The sequence below is a fragment of the Mucilaginibacter sp. GW822-FHT03E02 genome (genome assembly GCF_058801545.1).
In genome coordinates this window covers 2,230,144-2,254,522 of sequence record NZ_JBXANJ010000001.1, presented here as the reverse complement: position 1 = coordinate 2,254,522, position 24,379 = coordinate 2,230,144, and the positions used below count along the sequence as shown (strand labels likewise).

At 44.8% G+C, this 24,379-nt stretch carries 17 protein-coding genes; 13 read left to right on the top strand and 4 right to left on the bottom strand.

Annotated elements, in window-relative coordinates:
- Nucleotides 1-595: 595 nt before the first annotated feature.
- The 5 genes from AC1RM2_RS09580 to AC1RM2_RS09560 all read left to right on the top strand — a co-directional run bounded on the left by AC1RM2_RS09580 (nt 596) and on the right by AC1RM2_RS09560 (nt 8,504).
- Nucleotides 596-3,835 carry a SusC/RagA family TonB-linked outer membrane protein gene (locus AC1RM2_RS09580; RefSeq protein ID WP_492984880.1) on the top strand — a complete coding sequence of 1,080 codons (3,240 nt, stop codon included), beginning with the start codon at nt 596-598 and terminating at the stop codon, nt 3,833-3,835.
- A gap of 31 nt (nt 3,836-3,866) precedes the next feature.
- A complete protein-coding gene (locus AC1RM2_RS09575; protein WP_492984878.1) occupies nt 3,867-5,327 on the top strand; it encodes a SusD/RagB family nutrient-binding outer membrane lipoprotein in 1,461 nt (486 codons plus the stop codon).
- Nucleotides 5,328-5,345: 18 nt separating this feature from the next.
- On the top strand, nt 5,346-6,290 hold the full coding sequence (locus AC1RM2_RS09570; RefSeq protein WP_492984876.1) for a DUF1735 domain-containing protein: 945 nt from the start codon (nt 5,346-5,348) through the stop codon (nt 6,288-6,290).
- Between the two features lie 343 nt (nt 6,291-6,633).
- Nucleotides 6,634-7,680 carry an SDR family oxidoreductase gene (locus AC1RM2_RS09565; protein ID WP_492984874.1) on the top strand — a complete coding sequence of 349 codons (1,047 nt, stop codon included), beginning with the start codon at nt 6,634-6,636 and terminating at the stop codon, nt 7,678-7,680.
- A gap of 17 nt (nt 7,681-7,697) precedes the next feature.
- Entirely contained in the window at nt 7,698-8,504 is an 807-nt protein-coding gene (locus AC1RM2_RS09560) for a helix-turn-helix domain-containing protein (protein WP_492984872.1), read from the top strand.
- A gap of 89 nt (nt 8,505-8,593) precedes the next feature.
- Here AC1RM2_RS09560 and AC1RM2_RS09555 read toward each other — a convergent pair whose 3' ends face one another.
- Together AC1RM2_RS09555 and AC1RM2_RS09550 are read right to left on the bottom strand one after the other, a co-directional pair.
- Complete coding sequence (locus AC1RM2_RS09555; protein WP_492984870.1) at nt 8,594-9,859, bottom strand: aminotransferase class V-fold PLP-dependent enzyme; 1,266 nt, start codon at nt 9,857-9,859, stop codon at nt 8,594-8,596.
- Entirely contained in the window at nt 9,849-11,336 is a 1,488-nt protein-coding gene (locus tag AC1RM2_RS09550) for a hypothetical protein (RefSeq protein ID WP_492984868.1), read from the bottom strand. The genes AC1RM2_RS09555 and AC1RM2_RS09550 overlap by 11 nt, the downstream gene beginning before the upstream one ends.
- A 161-nt stretch (nt 11,337-11,497) precedes the next feature.
- On the opposite strand from AC1RM2_RS09550, the gene AC1RM2_RS09545 reads away from it, so the two are divergent.
- The 3 genes from AC1RM2_RS09545 to AC1RM2_RS09535 all read left to right on the top strand — a co-directional run bounded on the left by AC1RM2_RS09545 (nt 11,498) and on the right by AC1RM2_RS09535 (nt 17,806).
- Complete coding sequence (locus tag AC1RM2_RS09545) at nt 11,498-12,403, top strand: glycoside hydrolase family 16 protein (protein ID WP_492984866.1); 906 nt, start codon at nt 11,498-11,500, stop codon at nt 12,401-12,403.
- 264 nt (nt 12,404-12,667) lie between these two features.
- Complete coding sequence (locus tag AC1RM2_RS09540; protein WP_492984864.1) at nt 12,668-16,354, top strand: family 78 glycoside hydrolase catalytic domain; 3,687 nt, start codon at nt 12,668-12,670, stop codon at nt 16,352-16,354.
- A 12-nt stretch (nt 16,355-16,366) separates the two neighbouring features.
- A complete protein-coding gene (locus AC1RM2_RS09535) occupies nt 16,367-17,806 on the top strand; it encodes a DUF1593 domain-containing protein (protein WP_492984862.1) in 1,440 nt (479 codons plus the stop codon).
- Nucleotides 17,807-18,124: 318 nt separating this feature from the next.
- Here AC1RM2_RS09535 and AC1RM2_RS09530 read toward each other — a convergent pair whose 3' ends face one another.
- The gene (locus AC1RM2_RS09530; protein ID WP_492984860.1) at nt 18,125-19,405 is read right to left on the bottom strand and encodes an IS4 family transposase; all 1,281 of its coding nucleotides are present in this window, start codon (nt 19,403-19,405) and stop codon (nt 18,125-18,127) included.
- Between the two features lie 220 nt (nt 19,406-19,625).
- On the opposite strand from AC1RM2_RS09530, the gene AC1RM2_RS09525 reads away from it, so the two are divergent.
- Nucleotides 19,626-20,195 carry a pyridoxamine 5'-phosphate oxidase family protein gene (locus tag AC1RM2_RS09525; protein WP_492984858.1) on the top strand — a complete coding sequence of 190 codons (570 nt, stop codon included), beginning with the start codon at nt 19,626-19,628 and terminating at the stop codon, nt 20,193-20,195.
- On the opposite strand, the gene AC1RM2_RS09520 is transcribed toward AC1RM2_RS09525, so the two are convergent.
- Entirely contained in the window at nt 20,196-20,543 is a 348-nt protein-coding gene (locus AC1RM2_RS09520; RefSeq protein WP_492984856.1) for a hypothetical protein, read from the bottom strand.
- 172 nt (nt 20,544-20,715) lie between these two features.
- Here AC1RM2_RS09520 and AC1RM2_RS09515 point away from each other — a divergent pair, with 172 nt between their 5' ends.
- The 4 genes from AC1RM2_RS09515 to AC1RM2_RS09500 all read left to right on the top strand — a co-directional run bounded on the left by AC1RM2_RS09515 (nt 20,716) and on the right by AC1RM2_RS09500 (nt 24,250).
- Nucleotides 20,716-21,135, top strand: a complete 420-nt coding sequence (locus AC1RM2_RS09515; RefSeq protein WP_492984854.1) for a pentapeptide repeat-containing protein — start codon at nt 20,716-20,718, stop codon at nt 21,133-21,135.
- Nucleotides 21,136-21,483: 348 nt separating this feature from the next.
- Nucleotides 21,484-21,843, top strand: a complete 360-nt coding sequence (locus AC1RM2_RS09510; protein ID WP_492984852.1) for a hypothetical protein — start codon at nt 21,484-21,486, stop codon at nt 21,841-21,843.
- Between the two features lie 271 nt (nt 21,844-22,114).
- On the top strand, nt 22,115-22,492 hold the full coding sequence (locus AC1RM2_RS09505) for a chorismate mutase (protein WP_492984850.1): 378 nt from the start codon (nt 22,115-22,117) through the stop codon (nt 22,490-22,492).
- 297 nt (nt 22,493-22,789) lie between these two features.
- The gene (locus AC1RM2_RS09500; RefSeq protein WP_492984848.1) at nt 22,790-24,250 is read left to right on the top strand and encodes a glycoside hydrolase family 30 protein; all 1,461 of its coding nucleotides are present in this window, start codon (nt 22,790-22,792) and stop codon (nt 24,248-24,250) included.
- Nucleotides 24,251-24,379: the final 129 nt, after the last annotated feature.

The window sequence follows — 24,379 nt, the reverse complement described above, 5'->3', positions numbered from 1 at the left end:
TGCCAGGCCAAATGCGTTCATTCAACTAAAACCTGTGGCAAGGCTCCATAACTATAAGCAAGCAAAAGCAACGCTACGGCAAATACAAAACCGGGCAGTACTATTGCTGTCCACATGCATATCCCGCTTTATTGGTACCTGCTTTGCCCGCAGTGGTTAACATCCACCCTCCGGTAACCCATCTCTAAATCGCAGCCCTTCGTTTTTAACTTCTTTTGTTTTCTTTCAAATTTCCCCCTCAGTGGAAGGATAAAAACAATCCTGATAACGTGTGATTAAATAAACAACGTGTGTAAGTTAACCTTAACCACCTGTAAATCCCTTTCCTTATCCGCAGGAAAAAGTCTCAACAAATCCTCTTTTTCATTTAACAGGCAAGGGTAAAACTGTAAATGCAACCACGCTAAAATATTCAAAATAATAAGAAACATCTGAAGGTTTATTGAAAAATATTTTTCCTTCTACTTTTCTGTGATAATCCATATTTTTTATAAATATTTTAAATAAAAACTATATAAATTTAAATATTCGTAATTTTTATACTATTTTATTGAAATTAATATAAATTTGAAAATCACTTAATTGATCTTATACGATGAAAAAACTACTACTCACAGCTTTGTGCCTTGTGGTGTTATTCGCTAACGCTGTATTAGCACAAAACAAAACAATTACCGGTACGGTAATTTCAAAAGACGACGGATTGCCGCTGCCCGGCGTATCCGTAAGGGTATCAGGAACAACAATTGGTACCCAAACCGGGGCCAATGGCCAATTTACCTTAGGCGTGCCCAACACTGCAAAAAGTTTGTTATTCAGCTTTACGGGTTTCACCAGCCAGACTGTCGAAATAGGCTCGTCGCCAATTAAGGTTATGTTGGCTATCAATACCAACAGCCTGTCCGAAGTAATAGTAACAGGTGCTTACGGCACCAGGCAAACTTCCCGTTCAGCATCCTACGCCGCGCAGGTTGTAAAATCCGAAGCCCTGAACACTATCCGGGAGCCAAACCTCAATGATGCTTTGGCCGGTAAGGTTGCGGGCATCCAGGTAAGGAGCCAGTCGGCTGCAGCGTTGGGTCGTAACACCAATATCCGGTTACGCGGCGCAACAGGCTTTGGAAGCGGCAACAACCCGCTATATGTTGTAGACGGTACTATTTTGCCCAACTCCGACGATTTAAGTAACGACGACATTGACAACATCACGGTTTTACAAGGCCCGGCGGCATCTGCCCAGTTCGGATCGCAGGGTGCTTATGGTGCCATTGTTATTACAACAAAAAAAGGTAAAAAAACCAGTGGGCTGGGTGTCGAAATAAACTTAGGGGCCAACTTTGATAAAGCCTACATATTACCTAACTACCAGAATACCTATGGCGGTGGTGCATCTGCCGATTTTATGCAGTATACCTATAAAGAAGGCGACCCTGAAGGATGGAAAGCATTAAACGGCAAGTACTATCCCGATTATACCGATGACAGCAGCTGGGGACCTAAAATGGTTGGGCAGGAGTATATCCCCTGGTATGCATGGGCGGCGGGTACTAAATATTCTTTTAAAACTGCAAGCTGGACAGCTCAGCCAAACAACGCAAAGGACTATTTTCAAACCGGCATAGCGTTAAATAATAGCTTCGCGTTTACAAAGGCGGCTGATAATTACAATATCAGGATGTCATACAACAACCAAAATACCCGTGGCATTTTACCAGGCAGCAATCTTAATAAAAATGTTTTTAGCTTAAATGTTAACTACGATCTTAACAAACATTTTACGGTAGGCGCAAGCGTTAATTTTGTAGGCCAGCAACTTACCGGCCAAATTAATGATGCTTACGCCAGCCAGTCGAGCGGGTCATTCAACTCCTGGTTTCACCGCGATTTGGATATGGGGATCATGAAAGAGCTGCAAAACTTAAAGTCGCCCGACGGAACCTACGTAAGCTGGAACCATCAAAATCCAACATCGTATGATGCCTCAGATCCATCGGCCTTTTATGGTGGTAATTACTGGTACAATTTTTACACCTATGCCAATCAGATTAACAACGTAAGCCAGCGAGATCGTTTATACGGCAACTTTTCGCTTACCTATAAAATCAATAACGATTTAAGTGTTAAAGCTACTTATCGTAAAAACGCCACCGATAGCTGGTATGAAAGCAAAACAAGTTCCGAATTACAATATAGCGGTACGCAAACCGGTGTTAAAGGCGGCTACGCTACCGGAACAGTTTACCAAAACAGGGAGAATTACGAAACCCTGGTTACCTATAGCAAAAAGATAGCTGATTTCCAGGTTAACGCCAATGCCGGTAGCGACATCTTTAACTACATCTATAAAGACAATACGGCCAATACAAATAACGGTTTAAGCATTGATGATCTTTACACCATCGGCAACTCTGTTGATGCTGCTACTGTTGGGAATACCCGCATCCAGGAACAATACCGTGCTTTATTTGCAAAAGCATCTGTAGGTTACAAAAGCTGGTTGTTTGCCGATGTTACCATCCGTAACGACTGGTTTTCAACCCTGTCGGTTGTTAATAGTGCCAACTCGGTATTATCCAAATCGTTTGGTGGTTCGTTTGTTTTCAGCGAGTTATTGCCGCAAACAAAAAGCTGGTTAAGTTTTGGTAAAGTAAGGGCATCATATGGCGAAATTCCGCTGGCGCTTGGTACATCTACAGAAACATTTGGTGCATATCGCAATAATACCACTTACTCAATTAGCTCCAACAAATGGAACGGGAACCTGCTGCAGGCTGGTAACGGGGTTTACATCGACCCAAGCCTGCACGGTACAACTACCAAACAAACAGAGTTTGGTTTAGACCTGGGTTTCTTTAATGACAGGCTTACCTTTGCCGGTACCTATTACCAGGGCGATGATAAAGATATCCCGGTATCATTGTCTGTAAATGGGGCCAGTGGTGTTTCAACCATATTAACCAATATTGGCTTGATCAGAAAACGCGGTGTCGAGTTCTCTTTAGGAGGTTCGCCGGTTAAGTTACCTAACTTCAGCTGGACGGTTAACACAAACGTGGCCCGGATCATTGAAAATACAGTAGTGGAAATCAGCGACAAGTACGGCGTAGACCGTGTTGCTGTTGCCGGTGTTTGGGGCAGCACAATGCCTTATCTTATCCAGCAAAAAGGTAAAGAGTGGGGCCAGATTTACGGTAACGGTATTAAACGCAATGCCGATGGCGTTCCCATCCTTACATCAACCGGTGCATATATCAATGATCCCAACGTATACTTTGGCAGCGTACTGCCTAAGTTTACCGGTGGTTTGCAAAACTCCTTTGCAATATTTAAAGATTTTGTTGCCAGCTTTAATATCGATTACCAGATTGGCGGCAAGTTTGTTTCGTTATCAAACATGTGGGGCCAGTACAGCGGTTTAACTGCTAATACCGCCGCGCTGAATGATAAAGGAATGTCGGTACGTGATCCTGTTGCCGATGGTGGTGGCGTTAAAGTTACCGGTGTTGATGCCAATAACAACCCGGTCACCTATTATGTTGATGCAAAAACTTACTACCAGGGCTTATACAACAACAAAACTTTCGATTCCTTTATTTATGATTTAACGTTTGTTAAGCTTCGCGAGGTTGCTATCGGCTACAACATTCCGGTTAAAAAACTCGGCTTTGGCAAAACGCTTCAATCGGCCAGATTTGAATTAACAGGGCGCAACCTGTTGCTGCTGTATGCAAAAACCAAAGACTTTGACCCATCTGAAATAACCGCCTCGCAGGGCGAAACGGCCCAATGGCCCGGAACCAGGGGTTTTGGCTTCAATCTCAAAGTAACATTCTAAGCATTACCTACCAATCAAGATTTTAAACAAAATGAAAAAGATATACATATATACAGCTGCAATGGCCGTTGTTTTATACACAACGGGCTGCAACAAGCTGAAGGATTTTGGCGATGTTAACAGCAATCCCGGCGCTACAACAACAGCTATTACATCGGCTTTATTAACCAACGTACAATCAAACCTTGGTGGCTACGCTTCTACCAACACCGAGCCTTTATCGGGCGCCCAGTACGGCCAGTATTTTTCTGAAACCCAATATTCAGGAACATCATTGTACAATTTACCGCAAAACTCTTTTACAGGTAACTATAGTGGCAATTTAAATAACCTGCAAACTATCATCAACCTTAACGTAAGTAAAAATTCCACCGCTGTAGCAAAAATTATGCAGCAATATATATACTGGATAATTACCGATTCATGGGGAGATGTGCCTTATACCCAGGCTTTAAAAGGAAGCGCGGTAATACAGCCGGTATATGATACCCAGGAAACTATTTATAAAGGCATAATTTCGACACTTACTTCGGCCATAAGCGAGTTTGATTCATCATCAAGCCTGGCCGGCGATATTATTTATGGAGGCGATGTAGCTTCCTGGAAACGCATGGCCAACTCGCTTAAGTTGCTGGCTGCAGTACAATTGTCAAACAGGGTAACCGGCGCCAGCGATTATGCGGCTGTAGCGGTTAAAGAGGCTATCGCATCGGGTGTAATAACCACCAATGCCCAAAACTTCACCCTGGTTTATCCCGGCGGCACCTACAAAAGCGCCTGGTATAGCCTTTACAACGGCCGGAAAGATTATGGCGAGTCAAAAACGCTGACAGATATCACCGTAGGAAGCAACGACCCCAGGCAGGCCGAATTTGGCGGGGCAAGCGAATTATCGGGCAACGTAACCACATCAAGTATTGGCGTGCCCTATGGTTTGGTTCGCCTGAGTGTTTTGGCATTTGAGGATGCAAACCCGACATGGACACGCGTTTTACGGGGCGACCTCCGTTTAGAAACCGGATCGGTGGTGATGATTAATGCTGCCGAAGTTTGGCTGGCGCGCGCCGAGGCCGCCAATTTAGGATGGACTGACGAAAGTATCACCACCGATTACACCACAGGCGTAGCCGCATCATTTGAACAATGGGATGCCGGGACCCCGTCTGCTTCTTACCTGGCACAGTTCCCGGTAACAGACACTAAAAACGCCGACATAACAGGTTCGCAAATAAAAAACATTTCTATCCAAAGGTGGATAGCCAGTTACCCCGATGGCCATGCCGCCTGGGCTATATGGCGAAAAACCGGCTGGCCGTCGCTTACCCCTGCGCCGGATGCCACAAACTCATCGGGCCAGATTGTCAGGAGGTTTACCTATGCATCTTCGGAGTATAATACCAACGGAACAAATGTTAAAGCTGCTGTTGCAAGGTTAACAGGTGGCGATACCCAGGATGCACATGTGTGGTGGGATACAAGAACAACTAATTAACCCTTCAACTTAAAAAGCATGAAAAAGAATATATTTTTTAAATACCTGGTTGTGGCATGTGCATTTGCTGTTGTGTTTGCAGGATGCAGAAAGGAGCCCGCTGCCGATAAAGTTACTACAGAAACACTCAATGCCGGTAAAACCCTAATAGGCTTCCCCAACGGAATGGAATCATCGACATTTTTTGATCCGTTTACCGATGTTAAAACCATTGATGTTTTTACGCTGAAAAAAGATGCGGCAAATAATACGGATCTGAAAAAGGCGCAAAACTTTGTGGTGTCGGCCGTGCCGGATTCTATTGATGCTTATAACGAGGCCAATGGTACAGCTTATGAATTGTTACCATCATCTTTTTATACCATCGGGACTTCATCTACCGATGTTTCGGTATCTGGCGATAACCTCACGTTTAAATTTGCCTCGGGCGATTTTGCAAAGAATTTTGTGATAAAACTTGATGGCAGCAAGCTGGATTTATCAAAAAGCTACGCCCTGGCTTATAAAATTACTGATTCGGCCGGGGTAGGTATCCACGCGGCAAGCAGGGGTACTATGTATGCGTTTTACAGTGTTAAAAACAAATACGATGGCGTTTATACACTTGGCGGTACTATAGCCCGGTATATTGATGGTGTTGCCGATGCCACGCTGGGCGGTACCTATCCCGATGGGCTGCAGGTTGACGTGGCTACCATAGGAACCTACACCAATTCGTTTTCTTTAAAATGGATCACCGGCAGCGGTGTGGGCGGTATTGCCGGGCTGCAGCTTACGGTTGATCCTACAACCAACAAGGTTACCGTGATAGCAACCGGGAATGCGGCTGTGCAGAACACTGTAGGAAAAGATAATTATTATGACCCCGATACCAAAACATTCCACCTTGCATTTGACTGGGGAGCCAATGCCACCAACAAAAGAGTTTTTGATGGTACCTTGACTTATGCAGGCTCACGATAAAAATTACAAAGGCTTTTAAAATACTCCTTTAGTTCTTGCGGTTTTTTCATTTACGTTGATAAAAATGAACAGTTAAAGTTAATTAAATGTGTCTTCCAAAGGAGTGGGGACACATTTTTTATTGTTAGCTAAATGCCGAATGAAGGCATAAGCAGCGCTTGCTGTACCGTTTAGAGTTACCCATAGCGTATGGGCTTCCATTGTTATTACTATTAAGATTTCTTGTTATTACGGTGAGTATGCGCCAGGTTTAGCTGAACCTTTAAGCAAAGTAAATAACGACTTTTAAACAAAACTCATTGCTCATTTTACGCCGAATTTTGTTTCATCAATTTTTAAATAGATGACAACAAATTCAAATAATCCAAAAACAGTACTTGTAACAGGTGGATCTGGATTTATAGCTATGCATTGCATACTGCAACTTTTAAATGCCGGCTACAATGTCAGGACAACGCTTCGTTCCTTAAGTCGGGAGCCGGAAGTACGGGCAATGCTGAAAGAAGGCGGAGCCGGGCCTGGAAATCAGCTATCTTTCGTCGAAGCCGATCTTTCATCCGATGTCAACTGGATGGAAGCCGTGGCCGGGTGTACCTACGTATTGCATGTGGCCTCGCCAACTCCCTTAAAAGGTTACCGGCACGAGGACGAAATGATTATACCTGCCCGTGAAGGTGTGCTTAGGGTATTACGCGCCGCGCGCGATGCCGGCGTAAAACGAGTGGTGTTAACGTCGGCACTCGGTGCCGTTGCATTTGGCCACAAACCGCAGACCGCGCCATTTAAAGAAACCGACTGGACAGATTTAACGGGCAATGTGCCGGTTTACCAAAAATCAAAAACCCTGGCCGAACGGGCCGCCTGGGATTTTATAGCCAAAGAAGGCAGCGGGCTCGAGCTTTCCGTGATCAACCCGGTTGCGGTTTTAGGTCCGGTACTGGGGCCCGATTATTCGCATTCTATCCAGGTCATCAAAAGACTCATGCAGGACAAGGCTCCCGGCAGTCCGAAAATTAATTGCGGTTTTGTAGATGTGCGCGATGTGGCAGCGCTTCATCTGCTGGCGATGACGAATCCTGCTGCTAAGGGCGAACGGTTTTTGGCCACTGCGGGCGAAAGTATTTGGCTGGTAGATGTTGCCGGGGTACTTAAAAGGCGCATGGCCGAAGCTGCGGCACATATCAAGTTGCGTGAGTTGCCCAACTGGCTGTTACGTGTTGCCGCCCTTCGCGATCCTGCTGTAAAAGTACTTTTACCGATGCTGGGCAAGGTAATGAATGCTACCAGTGAAAAGGCGATAAGGGTATTAGGCTGGAAGCCGCGATCTGCCGAGGAAGCCATTGTGGCCACAGCATCAAGTCTGGTACGTTTGAACCTGCTGAATAAATAATTTGTTAATTTTACGAAATGGAAATTCGGGGTGCAGCCAATATTGCAGAGGTGTTTATCTCTTGTAAAAAAGAAAAGCACTATAGCAGGGAACTCATTTTGCCGCAACCAGCCCTGGTGCGCATACTATCTGGCGAGGTAAGGATTGCTTCGGCCGATCGTGTATTTAATTTTTTTGCAGGAGATACCATCCTGGTTCCCCGCAATCAATTAGGCCGGATGAGTAAGCTGCCGTTGGATGGCAAACCCTGTATAGCAGTGTCCATTATTTTTCGCCGGGAGATATTGCAGCAATATTATGCCGTCAATCAGATTGTTCCGTTGAAGCACTATAGTCCCGAACTTAAAATATTAAAGGATCATCCGCTGTTGGAAAGCCTTTTCAATTCGCTGTTTCCTTATTTTAAGCTATCAGATGCCTTGCCTGCCGACATTGCGACATTTAAAATAGAAGAAGCCATACGTGTGCTGCGCGCCATTGATAAAACTGTGGATCATTTGCTTGGGCAGTTTGAAGAACCAGGTAAGCCAGACCTGGTTGATTTTATGGAAAAGAATTATATGTTCAATCTTCCATTAGAAAAATTTGGTTATTTAACGGGCAGAAGCCTTACTACCTATAAAAAGGATTTTAAAAAAGCATTTAAAAATACGCCGGGAAAATGGCTTACAAAAAAGCGGTTGGAATTGGCCCATTACCAGATCTTCGAAAAAAAGAGAAAGCCATCGGATGTTTATTTTGATGTGGGATTTGAAAACCTGTCGCATTTTTCCTTTGCGTTTAAAAAGCAATTTGGATATAACCCTTCGGGCACCCCCAATTAATTCAGGTTTTGTTCGGGCGGGTTTGATAAAACGGGATTAAAACGACGTTGCTTTTTTAGGCCTTACTGGTAGCTACAGTGCTTTCTTAATCAGGAAAGTACGCTGATCAGGTGCTCAATATCGCCCATGGTATTGTATACCGATGGCGATATCCGGAACCGGTTTTCATAAAGTTGTATGTTAATACCGGCCGCAGCCAGTTTTTGGTGCAGCTTTTTTTCGGCGCCTTGCAGGGCAAAGCTTACTATCGGCGATGTTGATTCGCGTGGCGTCATGGGTTGGTAACCCAGCTTGGGCAATTCCTGCTGTAGTTTATCAAGCAGGGGCTGACGGTATTTTTGTATGTCATCCACGCCGGTTTGCAGCAGGTAGTTTAAGGAGTATATAAGCGCCGGCACGGCGGCATTGCCCAGTGTACCCACTTCAAAATAATTGCGGGTTTTGTCGCCCTGCACAAAATCAAATGGGGCATTTCCGGCTGCATCAAAAGGGAAAACGTGCGATTGCATGTCTTTTAGCTGGCGGTAGCCAAACTGGCTCCGTTTAATGAGTGGCAACCTGTCTTTTCGTACGTATAAAAAGCCTGCGCCAAAATCGCCCATTAGCCATTTGTAGGTGGCACATGCACAAAAATCAACACCAAGGGCATGTACATCTATAGGCACCGCGCCTGCTGCCTGTATAATATCCGCGTACACCAGGGCTCCCCTGGCATGAGCTATGTCACAAAGCGCTTTCAAATCGTGCTGGAAGCCGTTAATCATCGATACCAACGAAACGGCTACCAGTTTTGTGCCCGGTGTTATGGCGGCATCCATATCGGCCAGGTCAATTTTATTGTTTTTGGGGATAACCATTTTAACATCTGCACCCTGCCTGGCCATTTCCGAGTACAAGTACAACGAACCATCAAAATGGTAGGCATCGGTAATTATCCTGGCGGCTGTACCCGGCAAGCCAAGGCCATTTACCACCAGGTTTTCGCCCGCCATGGTACTGGGTATCCATGAAATTTCGTCGGCATCGGCATTTATCAGGCGGGCAAATAAGGTGCGGGCGGTGTTTCTGTCCTGGTCAATAGTATCTGCTGCTTTTCCATTCGCCATCCTGAAATTAAGGTAGCTTTTGATGTTTTTTGCGCTGCCAATGCTCATAGGGTGGGTATAGGCAGCGTTTAAAAATGTTCCTTTAATCGCAAACTGATCCCTGGCGGGGAGTGGGTTATCGTTAGCTAACCCGGTGCCGGGCTCGTTAGGTTGGTTTTTGGCCAGGCTATTTAATAATCCCGGGGCAAATAGCAGTACGCCCAATAGGGAAAGGAGGCTCCTGCGCGATGGGCTGTAATTATTGGGCATAGATTTTTTTTAAATTGATTGTTTTGCCTATTGATAAAACCGGTATGCTATCGCGATAAGCCACCTTAAAGCCATCAATCAGCCGGATGGTTTTAAAGTTGAGCAGTTTGCCTTTAATCAGGTAGGTTTGAATTTCGTTTCTTACCTGCTTTTCGGGGATGAATTTTGATGCCGCGGCGATATAATCGTCGAGAGTTAAATTGGCGGCCGGGTTTGGGGCATGAATCTGCCGGTTTCTTTTAAATAAAGTCAGCAGGAAATCCCTGATAGAAAGTTTGCCGCCCGAGGCCAGGCGGATTTGGTTATCGAAGTAAAAGGCATAAATAAAACCTCTTTTATAAGGCAGGGTCTGGTAGTTTTTATCAATCCAGAATTTGACAGCTATGGAGTCATTTGGCGCGTTTTTTACCTGGCTGCTATAATGGTCGTACAAATTGTTTTTATTCATATAACCCAAAAAGGCGGCCTTACCCTGTATGCCCGATTTTACCAGGTTAATCATTGTCACGTAATCATTATACCCTTCGCCAAACCATTGGTTGTCAAATTCATCATTTCCAATTTGCATGTTATTGCCAATCCATGAATGCGAGGTTTCATGGGCCAGCACCCGCTTTTTATCGTCATCAAATTTTCCCGAATAGCGCATAACAAAGCCATGCTTCTGGCTGTACCCGGTAGCCCATGGCTTGTCAATTGATAAAAGCGGCAGCACGCTGATGTAATAGTAGGGCGCTTCGTTGTCCTTCCAGAAATCGCGCAGCCCCGGAAAATAGCGCTCAAAAAAGGGTTTAAGCTCGGCTTTTGAGTTGTTAATGGTATCGCTTTTTGATGTAATGGAATAATAGGGGATGCCGTGTACTTTGTAGGTGTTAATAACCAGGTTGGCGCCCATCAGCATCAGTACATCCTGCTCCTGTTTAAGCTTAATGGTTTGTTTAACAGCCGGGCCGGCGCCGGCTGCCGTCGACATAAAATAAGGTAAACCCGCCGGAAATGTATCCCATTGGATACTTGCCTCGCTGGCCGGATGCCCCACCGGATTTATCATAAAAAACCGGGGCACCATGTATAATATATTGGGCGTTATCAGCGGGCGAAACAATTCATCAACTGTTGCCCGTTTGGGGTTGCCAACCAATTGGCCGTTAATGGTATAGCTTATTTTCGTTGGCCCCGCGCCGGTATGGTAAACCGTTATTTTCCTTTCGCGTGGTGTAAGCTTTATTTTGTCTTTAGTGGTGATGTTTTGCAGCACGTTAAAAATCTCTTTTTGGCCGCCAAAGTTGAGATCGCCGTAAATAAATACGGTGCTATCTTTGTTTGCGGGCATATAGTCGAGGCTTACCTGCAGAATGGCCGATTTTCCGTCCCAGCCAAGATGATAGGCTAATGGCGGGGCTGTATTTTTATTTTGTGCTTTTGCAAAAAGGGGAGCGCTGCAAAGAAGATAAATTACCGGTAAAAATCGGGTCATGGGCTGTTTTGATATCAGGCTACAATATATAAAATTTGCATGGCATAAAAACCACCGGCCTTATTGGAGGAGTAGGGAGGAACCAGCCCGTCCTCATTGGCTGCCCATAAATTAGGCGCTTACAGATATAAAACCCGATATTGAACAATAAAAATAATACCATGGAAATAGCCCCGAATACAACGCTTTTTACCACTAAGCATTACCATAAAGCAAGTGTTCTTTTTGTTGCGATGAAACGGATGGTGTTAAGCTTAGCATTCCTGGCGCCTTTAATAGCACAAGGCCAGCAAATACAACCTGATACCGTTGGCGGGTATAAGCAGGTTTGGGCCGATGAATTTAATAACGAGGGAGCGCCAAACCCTGCCAACTGGAAGTTTGAGCAGGGTTTTGTACGCAACCATGAAGACCAATGGTACCAGGCCGGCAATGCCAGCTGCCACAACGGGTTGTTGGTAATAGAAGCTAAAAAGGTGCACCTGCCCAACCCTGCGTATGTGCCTAACAGTACCGACTGGCAGACCAGCCGACCGTTTATTGAATATACATCGGCCTGTATGAATACCGGTGGCCTGCAAAGCTGGCAATATGGCCGGCTGATTATGCGGGGCCGGATAAATACAGATGCCGGTTTATGGCCGGCTTTCTGGACCTTAGGCCTGAACAAGCCCTGGCCCTCAAACGGCGAAATTGACATTATGGAATTTTACCAGGATAAACTGTTGGCCAACATAGCTTGTGGCACCAATGTGCCCTACCAGGCCAAATGGTTTAGCAATGTCAAAACCCTCGATGAATTTGAGCCCGGCTGGAACCAGCGCTTTCATACCTGGCGAATGGATTGGGACGAAATATCTATTAGCCTATATGTTGATGATATGTTACTTAACCACGTGGCCTTAAAAGACCTGGTTAACCAGGACGGCAGCAACTTTAATCCCTTTAAACAACCGCACTACATCCTCCTGAACTTGGCCATTGGCGGCGATAACGGCGGCGAACCATCGGCAACCACTTTTCCAAAGCGGTTTGAGGTTGATTATGTGCGGGTATATCAAAAATAAAATGTGGGATAACTGACTTTAATCATATACAAGACAGTGCATGACGGTTTCAGCGCAACAACACGTATTATTGTGTAAATAATTATAAACCACATTCTGTTTTTTTATCGGATTGATGATGTGATTGTCGTGTCAACGATAAATTGACGGATAGTCATTAGCCCAAAGTCTTAAGTTCTAAGCCCCAAAAAATAACTTTAGACTTATGACTTAGTACGGTTTTGATTGTGGAGCTTATTAAATGTGATTAACTATCCTTCGTTCATGAAAAAAAATTGCCTGTTCGCTTTTAAAAGTATTACGCTTGTTTTCGTCTTAGTTTTTTTCATTCATCCTGTTAATAGTGCAGCCGCATTTGCCACGCAGCCAAAGGCCAATAGCTCAGGAAGCGTTGATAACCTGCAGGTAGAGTATACAGATAAACCCATCGGTATTGATGTGGAAACTCCCCGCTTTAGCTGGCAAATGAAAGCACCGGCAGGGGCAAGGGGCTACATCCAGTTATCCTATCAGCTTGAAGTAAAAGACGGCACAGGCAAACCCGTTTGGAATAGTGGGAAGATAAACAGCAGCAAATCATCGGGTATTGAATATGCGGGGAAAAAGCTTAAAGCCGCCACCCGTTACACCTGGAAAGTTACCGTTTGGGACCAAACCGGGGCCATATTAACCAATACATCATGGTTCGAAACTGGTTTAATGAACCCTGATCCCGGATTATCGGCCTGGGACGGCGCCACCTGGATTGGCGGCGATGACAACGATTTGGTTTTATACTCCAAATACCTGCCCGTTTTTAATATGAATTACAAGCTGGCCATAGCGCCGGGCAGCACCCGGGCAAGCATCATCATGGGGGCCAATGATGCCCGGTTAATGGATAAAAACAAAAATATTTTCCAGGTTGAAAATAAAAAGGACGAGAGTTATTTTAAAATCGAGCTGGATATTTCAAAGCTGGGCAGCGCCGGTACGGGTAACGCCAAAATTAACATATACCGTAGCGGTTATACCGGCAATGATACCGCTACACGTGTTCTTAAATCGTTTGATATTAAAACAAGCGTAATTAACGAAGGCAATAAAAACAAAGAGCACCGTTTTGCAATCAATAACGAAATGGGCACCTTGACATTTAGGGTAGACGGCGAATATGAGTTTTTTGTAAATAATGATAAAGCATCTGCGGGTGCCCAGCCTGTTTTTCCGCCCCGCAATCCACATACGGCGGTAGTTACCCTTAATCCGCTGGGGGCTCGTGATGTAATCTCATTTGGTTTACTTTGCGATATTGGTTATGCTGTGGATGCCGGGCAGCAGGCTGCATTTTCGGGGCTGGAGGTATCCAACGCGCGCAAGCCGGGAAATATCTTGTTCAAAGAGGACTTGTCGGCACAACAATATACCGGTATTTATAAATCCTTCATTGGCGGGGCCAATGCTGCCATCAGCATCAAAAACGAGCGGTTCGTGGTTTCAGGGGGTAGTCACGGTGTTTTTGCGGTGGCCGACCCAAGCCATAACTCCATGCCCATGCTGCGCACGCAATTTGAAACAGGCAGCAAAAAAGTTGCAAGCGCCCGCCTGTATGTTACAGCCCGTGGTATTTACGAGGTATACCTGAACGGCAAACGCGTGGGTAATGATTACTACAACCCTGGTTTAACGCAATACAACATTACCCACCTGTATCAAACGTATGACGTTACCACTATGGTAAACAATGGGCAAAACGCCATAGGCGCTATGCTGGGCGAAGGCTGGTGGAGCGGCTTGCTAAGCTACGGCACCATCTGGAACCATTTTGGCGACAGGCAATCGCTTTTAGCCAAGCTGGTGATAAAATACAGCGACGGTTCCAGAAAAGTGATCGCAACCAATAATAAAGACTGGAAATATTACAATAAAGGCCCCATAGTTTACAGCAGCCTGGATATGGGCGAGGTTTATGATGCATCATTAGAAACCGGAATAAGCAACTGGAGCACCGTTAATTATAATGATAATGCATGGCAAAAAGCTGTTAAAGTATCGGTAGACGGTACGGCTTATTCGGGAGTATCCTATGATTATTTTGGTAATAAAGACGAGGTTAATTACGATAAATTATCATTGATCGGGCAGATAGGCCAGCCGGCCGGCATCTACAAAACGCTTACTGCCCAAAGTATGCAGGAAGTACGCAAAGGTGTTTATGTGTACAACATGGGGCAAAATATGGTAGGCGTGCCCAAAATCTATATCAAAAACGGTAAGGCAGGTAAAAAGATTTTGCTGCGCTATGCCGAGGTTTTATACCCGGCGCTTAAGGAATCGGGTAAGAATGTGGGGATGATCATGACCGAAAATTACCGTGGGGCCCTGAGCCAGGATGTGTATACCATGAAAGATGGCGGGCAAACATTTCAGCCGCATTTTACATCGCATGGGTATCAATATGTCGAGGTTACCGGGGTTGATGAACCCCTGCCGCTAAGTGCTGTGCAGGGTTTAGCCATCAGCTCCATCCACAAGCTAACAGCCGATTATGTCACATCCAATCCTAAAGTAAACAAGCTGTGGTCGAACCTTACCTGGTCAAACATCGATAACTTTTTAACCATCCCAACCGATTGCCCGCAGCGTAACGAGCGCATGGGCTGGTCGGGCGATATCAGTATTTTTTCGCGTACGGCTACCTACCTGTCCAACAGCGACCAGTTTTTAAGGCGGCACCTTTTTGCCCTGCGCGACCTGCAAATGTCCAATGGAAAATTTACCGATATTGCCCCGGTAGGCGGCGGTTTTGGCGGTGTGCTTTGGGGCAGCGCGGGTATCACTATTCCATGGGAGGCATATCAGCAATATGAGGATGTTGCCTTGTTAAAAGAGCATTACCCGGCCATGGCCAGGTACATGAGCTTTATCGACTCCACTATCAGCAAAAAAACAGGCCTCAGTTCCGATTCGCAGTTAGGCGATTGGCTTGGCCCGCAAAACAACCAACTGGGTACCGATTACCTGGTAACGGCTTACCATATTTTTGATTTGGGTATTATGGTAAAGGTTGCCATCGCTTTAAACAAGCCCGACGACGCTGTAAAGTACCAGGAACGGTATCTTGAGCGCAAAGCCTTTTTTAACAAAACCTTTATTAATGCCGATAAAAAAGCGATGGGACTTGTTGGTCGTGGAGCGTTTGACCCACCGGGCACCAAACAGGAATTTAAAGTGGCCGACATTCAAACAGCTTATGCTGTCGGTTTGTCATTAGGCGTTTTTAACGACGAGAACATTCCTTATATGGCCAAAAACCTGCAGGCAGTTGTAGAACGGGAAAACAAGGACGATGGCGGTATTACCCGCCCTAAATACTCCCTCATGACCGGCTTTATCGGTACCGCCTGGATCAGCAAATCGCTATCCGATTACGGGCACACCGACCTGGCCTACAAGGTGCTGCAAAACAACCATTACCCCTCATGGCTATACGCCATTGACCAGGGCGCAACCACCATATGGGAACGCCTGAATGGCTACACGGTTGAAAACGGTTTCGGCGGCAACAACAGCATGAACTCCTTTAACCACTACTCCTTTGGCGCTATTGGCCAGTGGATGATGGCTTATTCGCTGGGTATCCAGCGCGGCGAGGTTGGTTTTAAAAACTTTATCCTGCAACCCGAGCCCGACCCAACCGGCCAGATGACCTTCGCCAAAGGCTACTACGATTCGCCCTACGGCAGGATTAACAGCAGCTGGAAAACGGCAGGCAATACCCTAACTTATACCGCAACCGTACCGGCAAATACCAAAGCTACTTTATACTTGCCTGCTTCGTCAGCTACGGCGGTAACCGAAAGCGGCAAACCCGCTGCAAAAGCAAAAGGCATCAAATTTTTAAAGTATGCCAATGGGAAGGCTGTTTATGAGTTGGCATCGGGGAGTTATGTGTTTAGTGTGGGGAAATAGGGGAGGGAAATAATGAAAACAAAACTAATGCCGGCTGCGCTGGTTGTATTAAGTATTATACTGGCAACACCCATTACGGCTTCTGCACAAACAATTGCCAAACATCGCCTGATTGTAATTACAGACATCGGAAACGAGCCTGATGATTTTATGTCGATGGTCCGGTTAATGCTATACACAAATCAAATCGACATCGAAGGGCTCATCGCTTCAACATCCATTCACCAATCAAAAAAGGTTAGCCCACAACTCATTGAAAAAGTCATCCGTAGTTATGAGAAGGTGCAACTTAATCTTCTAAAACATGAACCCGGATTTCCGACGGCACAAAAATTATTAAGCCTGGTAAAAAAAGGCATTCCGGTTTATGGGATGGAAGGTGTAGGAAAAGGCAAAGATTCGGAAGGGTCGGACTGGGTGATCAAAATGCTTGAAAAGAATGACAGCCGCCCTTTATGGGTGACTGTTTGGGGCGGCCCGAATGTACTGGCGCAGGCACTCTGGAAAATCAGGGAGACTAAAAGCGAAGGGGAAGCAAAAAGGTTGATAAGCAAGCTCAGGGTATACACGATTTCGGACCAGGATAATTCGGGGCCATGGATACGCAGGAATTTCCCCGGCCTGTTCTACATCGCAAGCCCGGGAAATTATTATGCGGCTACATGGTCGGCCATCTTAAGCGTATTTCCCGGTGCCAATAACGAGGTCGTGAGCAATGATTGGCTTATGCGAAATATCCAGCAGGGACATGGGCCGCTGGGGGCAATCTATCCGGATGTGTCTTTTGGCATGGAGGGCGATACCCCGTCCTGGCTCTCGCTGATTCCCAATGGACTGAACAACCCGGAGCATCCAAACTGGGGAGGTTGGGGCGGACGTTATGAATTTTACAAACCGCCCTTTGACCCCAAGGTGAAATGGATTGTTCCGCTGGAAGAAGAGACGAGACCATTTTGGACAAATGCCGAAGACGAATATACACCCTGGGTGCAGGGCAAATGGGGGCGTGCCATTGTAAGAGACACAGGTACATACAAAGACAACCATGTAACGATTTGGAGATGGAGAGAAGAAATCCAGCATGATTTTGCGGCAAGAATGGCCTGGTGCAACACGGATTATAAAGCGGCCAATCACCCACCGGTTGCCAAACTCAATATGCCTGAACAGCTCACGGTAAAATCCGGCGAGACATTTAGTCTTGACGGCAGTGCATCCTATGATCCTGATGGAGATGCCCTGAGTTTTCACTGGTTTCAATACCGCGAAGCGGGAACGTTGCATAATACAATAGCGGTCGGTCCGGCAGAAAACATGTCTGTCATTCCGGAGTTAAAAGCGCCGGAGGTAAGTAGTATTCAAACTACTCACTTCATTTTGAAGGTTAGCGATAAAGGAACGCCCCGGCTAACCCGGTACAAAAGGGTAATTCTAACCATTCTTCCAAAGTAACGAACGATAACAACAGGACATTTTTTACAGCCAATAACAGTTGAAAAGGCGAGGGCGAAAAATTTCATTTCAGCTTGCATCCAAATGCCGCGGATTAATGCGGCCTTTTGTTTTGTGCGGTGTCCGTTCGCTCGGTTGGGTTGGGGTGTGGTTGGATAGGCCGACAAGGTTTTAACGGTGCCTATCTCCACTATGTCATACGAGGTACGAAGCAATCTCCGGGCAGTGCATGGTGGCTATGCATGGGGTATACTTAGCATGCGGACCAAAAGGGTGGACCCTCAATGCTATTAAGTTAAGGGATTTTACAGTCATATTTTACTTGTAAGCTTGATGTAACCTTGTTTTATTTTTCCTAAGCGGAGACCTTGGGAAGCATCGATCTGGTTTTATGGCGATGATTGATGAGGCTATTAGTTCTATCAATTGCTGAATCAGCAAGTCGATATCAGCTAACCAAAGTAAGCTTACGATTTTATTGCGTATAAACCGGTAAGCGTTTTGCCAATTATATCTGTATTTCAGTTTTCGCTTACTACATTTATTTTCAACCTCTTGTTGGGCGGCGTCTCCTACGATAGCTATAAGATTCATCATAAATAAGTGAGCCTCGAACTCTTGAAATATACCTTCCGGTTTTCGGTTCCCAAAATACTCAAGTTTCATCTTTGGTTTGAGCTTTTTAAATCCCTCCTCAATACCCCACCTCAATCTGTAAAGCTCTTTCAGGTCAGCCAGGTCATAAATAGACTTATCATATAGTGATGACACCAGTAACTCTATTTCTCCGTTTTTGAGCTTGATTTTCGATACCCTGACTGTAATAGGTTCAATATCCAGCCCATGCTTTAAGCATGTTTTTCGTTCTTTCCTGCTTGGTTTCCAACAAATCGAAAAATCGTTGGAAGGCTCTTTCATTGCCTGCTTGCCAAATAACGAGCTGGCCCCGCTTATTCTAATACAAAAATTCCTTTTGCTGTTTAAAAAACGCTTGCATACGTGAAAATGTCCAAATCCTCTATCAAGTAAAAAAATAGCTTTAGTAACAGGAAAATCAATCAGGCAATCTTTCAAAAGCGTTCTTTCTGAATCCTCTGTTTTTGAGATCCGCCCGTTTATTACCAAGCCTGTACAAACATCATAAAGCATAAAAATCTGGGCTAAACAGTTGCTGATACCATCATCGTTAGTTGAATGTACCCCAAAATGATTTTTTACCTGGCTGGATGCGGGTAAAGAGACTGTGGACCCATCACCTGCGATCAATTGAAAACCTTTCCAAAGTAGGGTTGGGGCCTTTTGATGGAAATCTACCAGTATCTTATTCAGGTCCTTAAAGAATGACAGCGAGATCTTGTAGCGCGCCAAAGAAAAGGCTGCTCCCGTAACAGGCTTTAGGTTTAAACATGGCAGAAGGGTGCTGAGGTTATATTCTACCGATTCTTTAAACAGGTTTAAAATGGAAGAAACTACCACCGGGAACGTGAGTGTTCGGTTTCTTGTAAAAAAGGTCGGATGCGCTATGTAATTGGCAACATCTGAATTATGATGAATAAAGTCAAATGTTTTTTTTAGAAGCGACTTTATGTTGCTCCCCAATCGGATTTTGGGCTATGATACTCATTTGTTATTTTTAGTACCCTAAGTTAAGTATAAATATTTGATAATCAAATATTTATACTTAACTTAATAGCATTGGAGAGACCCCGAGGGGACAGAAAGCTCATTATCTTATGAGCACTTACCCCCTGTAGCCGCCCCGCTTCACAATAACTTAACACTTAAACCGCCCGGCAGCTGCAATAATTTATTAAATTTGATGGACAAGAAAAATGAAACCACTATGGGAAAGTTTTTTGAAACCATCCAGCCTGCACACCAGGCCTTTATTGAAAAACAAAAAATGTTTTTTGTAGCCTCGGCGCCGCTTGCCGCTGGTGGGCATGTTAATTTATCGCCCAAGGGGATAGATAGCTTTAAGGTATTCTCGGCCACCAAAGTAGCCTACATGGATATTATAGGCAGCGGTAACGAAACATCGGCCCATCTGCTGGAAAATGACCGAATCACTTTTATGTTTTGCGCCTTTGAGGGGCCGCCAAATATTCTGCGTTTATATGGAAATGGCTATACCGTGCTGCCCGGCGATGAAGAATGGCCGCAGCTGGCGCAGCATTTTGATATCCTGCTATCAACCAGGCAAATTATTGTGGCAAACGTTTACCAGGTACAAACATCGTGCGGCTTTAGTGTACCCTATTACAGCTATGAAGGCGAACGTGACCAGGCTTATAAATGGGCTGCCAATAAAGGCGCCGAAGGACTGGAGGCCTATAAAAAAGAAAAAAACCTAATTAGCCTTGATGGGTTACCAACGGCGCTGTACTAATTAAATATCATCAATTGGGTGCCAAAAGGGTGGGTTATCCCTGAATTTGGTTAACAGTTCAATTACTTCTTCAACTTCTGCAATGCTTAATTCACGCTGGCCGGCCGTGTAGGAGAATACGTTGGCGGGCTGCTCGAAAGCGACAAAGCCTAAATAATCGGGGTCGTTAATTTTGTCTAAATGCAGGGTGCTCAGTTTTTCTAAAGCTTGTTCTTCGTGGCCCTTGTCCCTATCGATAAACAGGCTATAGGTATAACTAATTACGGGGTGTCCGTCCAGGTGTGCTTCGGTATCTGGGATTACCATTAGCCGGAGCTTGCTGGTTAACGTGAAAAATATCGATTTCATGATTGGTTTATTACAACCAAACGTTGTAAATGTCAAATAGTTTGATGCAGCATAGATTAAATGCTTGCAGACAACCATGCGCCAATTGTCGCAAAAACGCCCTTAAAATGTCTGGCCGGGCCATTGCAATTCCTGAGCTCCTTTGTAAATTCGGCGAACAAAAACAACTATTATGGAAAGTTCAAATAACCTGCCGGATAAGGTTAATATCATCGAAACCACCAAAGTAATTGATGCCAAATACGCGCACCTGGACGGATCGACATTTTTGATGCTTAAAATGAGCAACGCCAGCTTTAACGACGTTGACCTGAGCAAACTTAAAATTACCAATGCCAACCTAAGCGACCTGGAGATTGAAGGCGCCCAGCTTGGCGGGGCCTACATCCATAACATTGGTATGCCGCCAGAAGGCCACCCGGCATATGATGCGGCTGCAAAACAACGCCCCCTGCGCTTTGAAGATTGCGACCTTAACCACAGCACCATCAACAACTGCAACCTGCAAGGCGTAGCCATAACCGACTGCAATATTGCCGGTATGACCATTAACGGTATTTTGGTTGAGGATTTGCTGAATGGGAAGATATAGGGGAGTGTGGGGGGGAATGACGTTTATCGCATGTCGGCAACGACTCACCCCGACGAGGCTACGCCCGTCTGCCCCTCTCTCCGACTGCGTCGCATAGAGGGGCTAAAAAAGATAAAAATTGGGGATACCCTCTTTGCGGCGTAAGCCGGAGAGAGGGTCGGCCAGCGTAGCGTCGCCGGGGTGAGTCGTAGCCAGCGTTCAAAGCCGATGTTTATTTGAACCACGATCACGTCATGGACAACCAATCATCAGCAAAAAAATTATTTTCAATAAATATGGTACTATGTATTGTATAGTACTGTGTTTTGTATTAGCTTTGTAATGAGCGCGACACTAATACATATCATCATGAAAAAAATACAAAAAATTATGGCCCTGGCAGGGCTTATGCTGCTGGCCACAGCTTGTCGCTTTGGCGGCCGGCACACCACCATTATTGAAAATGCCGGCGGCAGAACCGTAAAGATTGAATACCGCGGCCAAACCTACTTTACCGAGGATGGCAAGGGCATTAAGGCTATTTCGCCCCATGGGTCGGTATCATGCAGTATCAACAGTGATGACCTGGTAGCCGAGAACGATCACGGGAAGATTGTTTACGAAATAAACGGCGGCGGCAAACAAACCAACCTTGACGATTACGGAAAAGAGTTTTTAGCCAGGGCCGTCCACGAGATGATTAAACGCGGGCACAATAGCGACAGGTAACCAGACTTGGGATGATCATTTTTACTAAAAACCGGGGACCGAACTCTCTGGTTTTTTTAATTATAGGTTAAACCGATAAGGATTATTAAAAAGTATCCAAATGTTGTTATTTATTCCCCCAAAATTGACAATTAGTTGTGTTTTTTTGCATCATTTGTGTGGTTTTTTGTAGTTTTTTTGAAAGTTTTTGATTGGCTTTTAATCCTCCATTTTCAAATCTTCAAATTCTCAAATCTTCAAATTAATTAGATTAATTTTAGTAAATTGGGATATGAAAATACTTACCCGACTTGGAGTTTTGTTATTGATGTATTTGTTTAACCTCAATTTAGCCACCGCGCAATCTGTACCGATGGAAACCCCTAAAAGCACCGATCAAACCCTGAAGCTAAGCCGTAATAAAATTGATTCGCTGGATAAGCAACTCATAGCGCTGCTGGGGCAGCGGGAACAGGTGGTTAAAGAGATTGGGATTTACAAAGCCAAAAACAATATAGCCCCATTACAGGCCGATAGGTTTAAGCAGGTGCTTGAAAAGGCCGTTGCCGCCGGTAAAAAAGAGGGCCTGTCGGAAACCTTTATTACCGAACTGATGAACGCTATTCACAAAGAAAGCCTGCGGATTGAAGAGGAGCTTAAAAACCAATAATTTAATTACAGCAGTCAAAATATGGCATACAGAGTGTATAAAATACACAAATGTATGTTAGCGTATCAAAACATATTTACAGGATCGTTTCCAAATTGTTAACTGATTGATTATTAGTGATATTTAAATTAGTTTTATTGGTATTAAACCGTATCAGCTTGCCGATAAATTGCTATAAATGAAATATTTATTGCTGTGCATATTTGCTTTATTCAAATTAACTTTCTTAATTTGGAATACCGGAACCACATCCCCCTAAATGCTGATTGCCCGCCGGTAAACCAATTAAGATAAACTATGAATAAAAAAGTAATAATAGGCTGTTTTATGGCAACTGGCCTGCTACAATTGCCATCGGCAAATGCCCAGGTTAAAGTGCCGTTTTCCACTGCGAATAAAAAGGTAAGCGTTATAGTTTCTGATAACGAACAGGGCATGAGGTTTAAAACTACCGAAACCCTAAAGTTTCAGGATAGCCCCCAGCCAGGCGAAACAGAAGTATCTGTTTTTGTTGATCCGGCAAAATCGTTTCAAACTATGCTGGGCATTGGCGGCGCGCTCACAGATGCCTCTGCCGAAACTTTTTATAAACTGCCTAAGGATAAGCAAAAAGAACTTTTAGCCGCTTACTACGATAAAGATAAGGGGATAGGCTATACCATGGCCCGCACCAATATCCAAAGCTGCGATTTTTCGAGCGATAGCTACTCTTATATCAAAGGGGGCGATGGAGCACTTAAAACTTTCAATATCGGTCATGACAGGGCCTACCGCATTCCATTTATAAAAGAAGCTATGGCTGCTGCCGGTGGCAAGCTCACCTTGTTTGCATCGCCATGGAGTCCCCCTGCTTTTATGAAAGATAATAACAGCCTGTTGCATGGTGGTAAACTTTTACCAAAATACTATCAAAGCTGGGCCAATTTTTATGGCAAATTTATAAGGGCTTATGAAAATGAAGGTATCCCTATTTGGGGCTTATCGGTACAAAATGAGCCTATGGCATCGCAAAGCTGGGAGTCATGTAAGTACACAGCCGAGGAACAGCGCGATTTTGTAAAGAACTTTTTAGGCCCAACATTGGCCAAACAAGGCTTAAGTAACAAAAAACTGATTGTATGGGACCACAACCGCGATTTGTTATATCAGCAGGCCAGCACCATTCTTGAAGACCCTGCAGCCGCTAAATATGTATGGGGTATCGGTTTCCACTGGTATGAAACATGGACGGGAGCAGGGCAGCAATTTGAATCGTTAAGGCGTACACACGAGGCTTTCCCTACTAAGAACCTCATTTTTACCGAAGGCTGTATCGAAAAATACGACTTCAATAAAATTAACGATTGGTCGCTTGGCGAGCGCTATGGGCTGGCGATGATAAACGACTTTAATGCCGGTACCGTAGCCTGGACAGACTGGAACATCCTGCTGGATGAAAAAGGCGGCCCTAACCATGTGGGCAACTTCTGTTTTGCCCCGGTACATGCCGATTTGCGTAACGGCAGTCTTATTTACACCAGCTCTTACTATTATTTAGGGCATTTTAGCAAGTATATTCAGCCTGGTGCTAAGCGAGTTGCAGCCGTAGCCAGCCGCGACAAATTATTAACTACCGCTTACCTGAACCCTAACGGCAAGTTATCCGTAATAGTGATGAACCAAACGGACGAAAAAATTGAATATAGCCTGTGGATAAAAGGTAAAGCTGCCAAAACAACCAGCCAGCCGCATTCCATTGCCACGCTTGTAGTAGAGTAACCAAGATCTTTTTATAATCAACTAAATCTCAGATGTATGGTGGATCATTTATGGTCCACCATTATCGTTTTAAGTCAAAATTCAAAAGTCAAAAAAGTCATCTCTTGACAGTTGTATTTTTCTTGGATA

Coding starts and splice junctions, on each gene's coding strand:
- AC1RM2_RS09580 (WP_492984880.1), top strand. CDS start 596: ATGAAAAAACTACTACTCACAGCTTTGTGCCTTGTGGTGTTATTCGCT.
- AC1RM2_RS09575 (WP_492984878.1), top strand. CDS start 3,867: ATGAAAAAGATATACATATATACAGCTGCAATGGCCGTTGTTTTATAC.
- AC1RM2_RS09570 (WP_492984876.1), top strand. CDS start 5,346: ATGAAAAAGAATATATTTTTTAAATACCTGGTTGTGGCATGTGCATTT.
- AC1RM2_RS09565 (WP_492984874.1), top strand. CDS start 6,634: ATGACAACAAATTCAAATAATCCAAAAACAGTACTTGTAACAGGTGGA.
- AC1RM2_RS09560 (WP_492984872.1), top strand. CDS start 7,698: ATGGAAATTCGGGGTGCAGCCAATATTGCAGAGGTGTTTATCTCTTGT.
- AC1RM2_RS09555 (WP_492984870.1), bottom strand. CDS start 9,859: ATGCCCAATAATTACAGCCCATCGCGCAGGAGCCTCCTTTCCCTATTG.
- AC1RM2_RS09550 (WP_492984868.1), bottom strand. CDS start 11,336: ATGACCCGATTTTTACCGGTAATTTATCTTCTTTGCAGCGCTCCCCTT.
- AC1RM2_RS09545 (WP_492984866.1), top strand. CDS start 11,498: ATGGAAATAGCCCCGAATACAACGCTTTTTACCACTAAGCATTACCAT.
- AC1RM2_RS09540 (WP_492984864.1), top strand. CDS start 12,668: ATGAAAAAAAATTGCCTGTTCGCTTTTAAAAGTATTACGCTTGTTTTC.
- AC1RM2_RS09535 (WP_492984862.1), top strand. CDS start 16,367: ATGAAAACAAAACTAATGCCGGCTGCGCTGGTTGTATTAAGTATTATA.
- AC1RM2_RS09525 (WP_492984858.1), top strand. CDS start 19,626: ATGGACAAGAAAAATGAAACCACTATGGGAAAGTTTTTTGAAACCATC.
- AC1RM2_RS09520 (WP_492984856.1), bottom strand. CDS start 20,543: ATGAAATCGATATTTTTCACGTTAACCAGCAAGCTCCGGCTAATGGTA.
- AC1RM2_RS09515 (WP_492984854.1), top strand. CDS start 20,716: ATGGAAAGTTCAAATAACCTGCCGGATAAGGTTAATATCATCGAAACC.
- AC1RM2_RS09510 (WP_492984852.1), top strand. CDS start 21,484: ATGAAAAAAATACAAAAAATTATGGCCCTGGCAGGGCTTATGCTGCTG.
- AC1RM2_RS09505 (WP_492984850.1), top strand. CDS start 22,115: ATGAAAATACTTACCCGACTTGGAGTTTTGTTATTGATGTATTTGTTT.
- AC1RM2_RS09500 (WP_492984848.1), top strand. CDS start 22,790: ATGAATAAAAAAGTAATAATAGGCTGTTTTATGGCAACTGGCCTGCTA.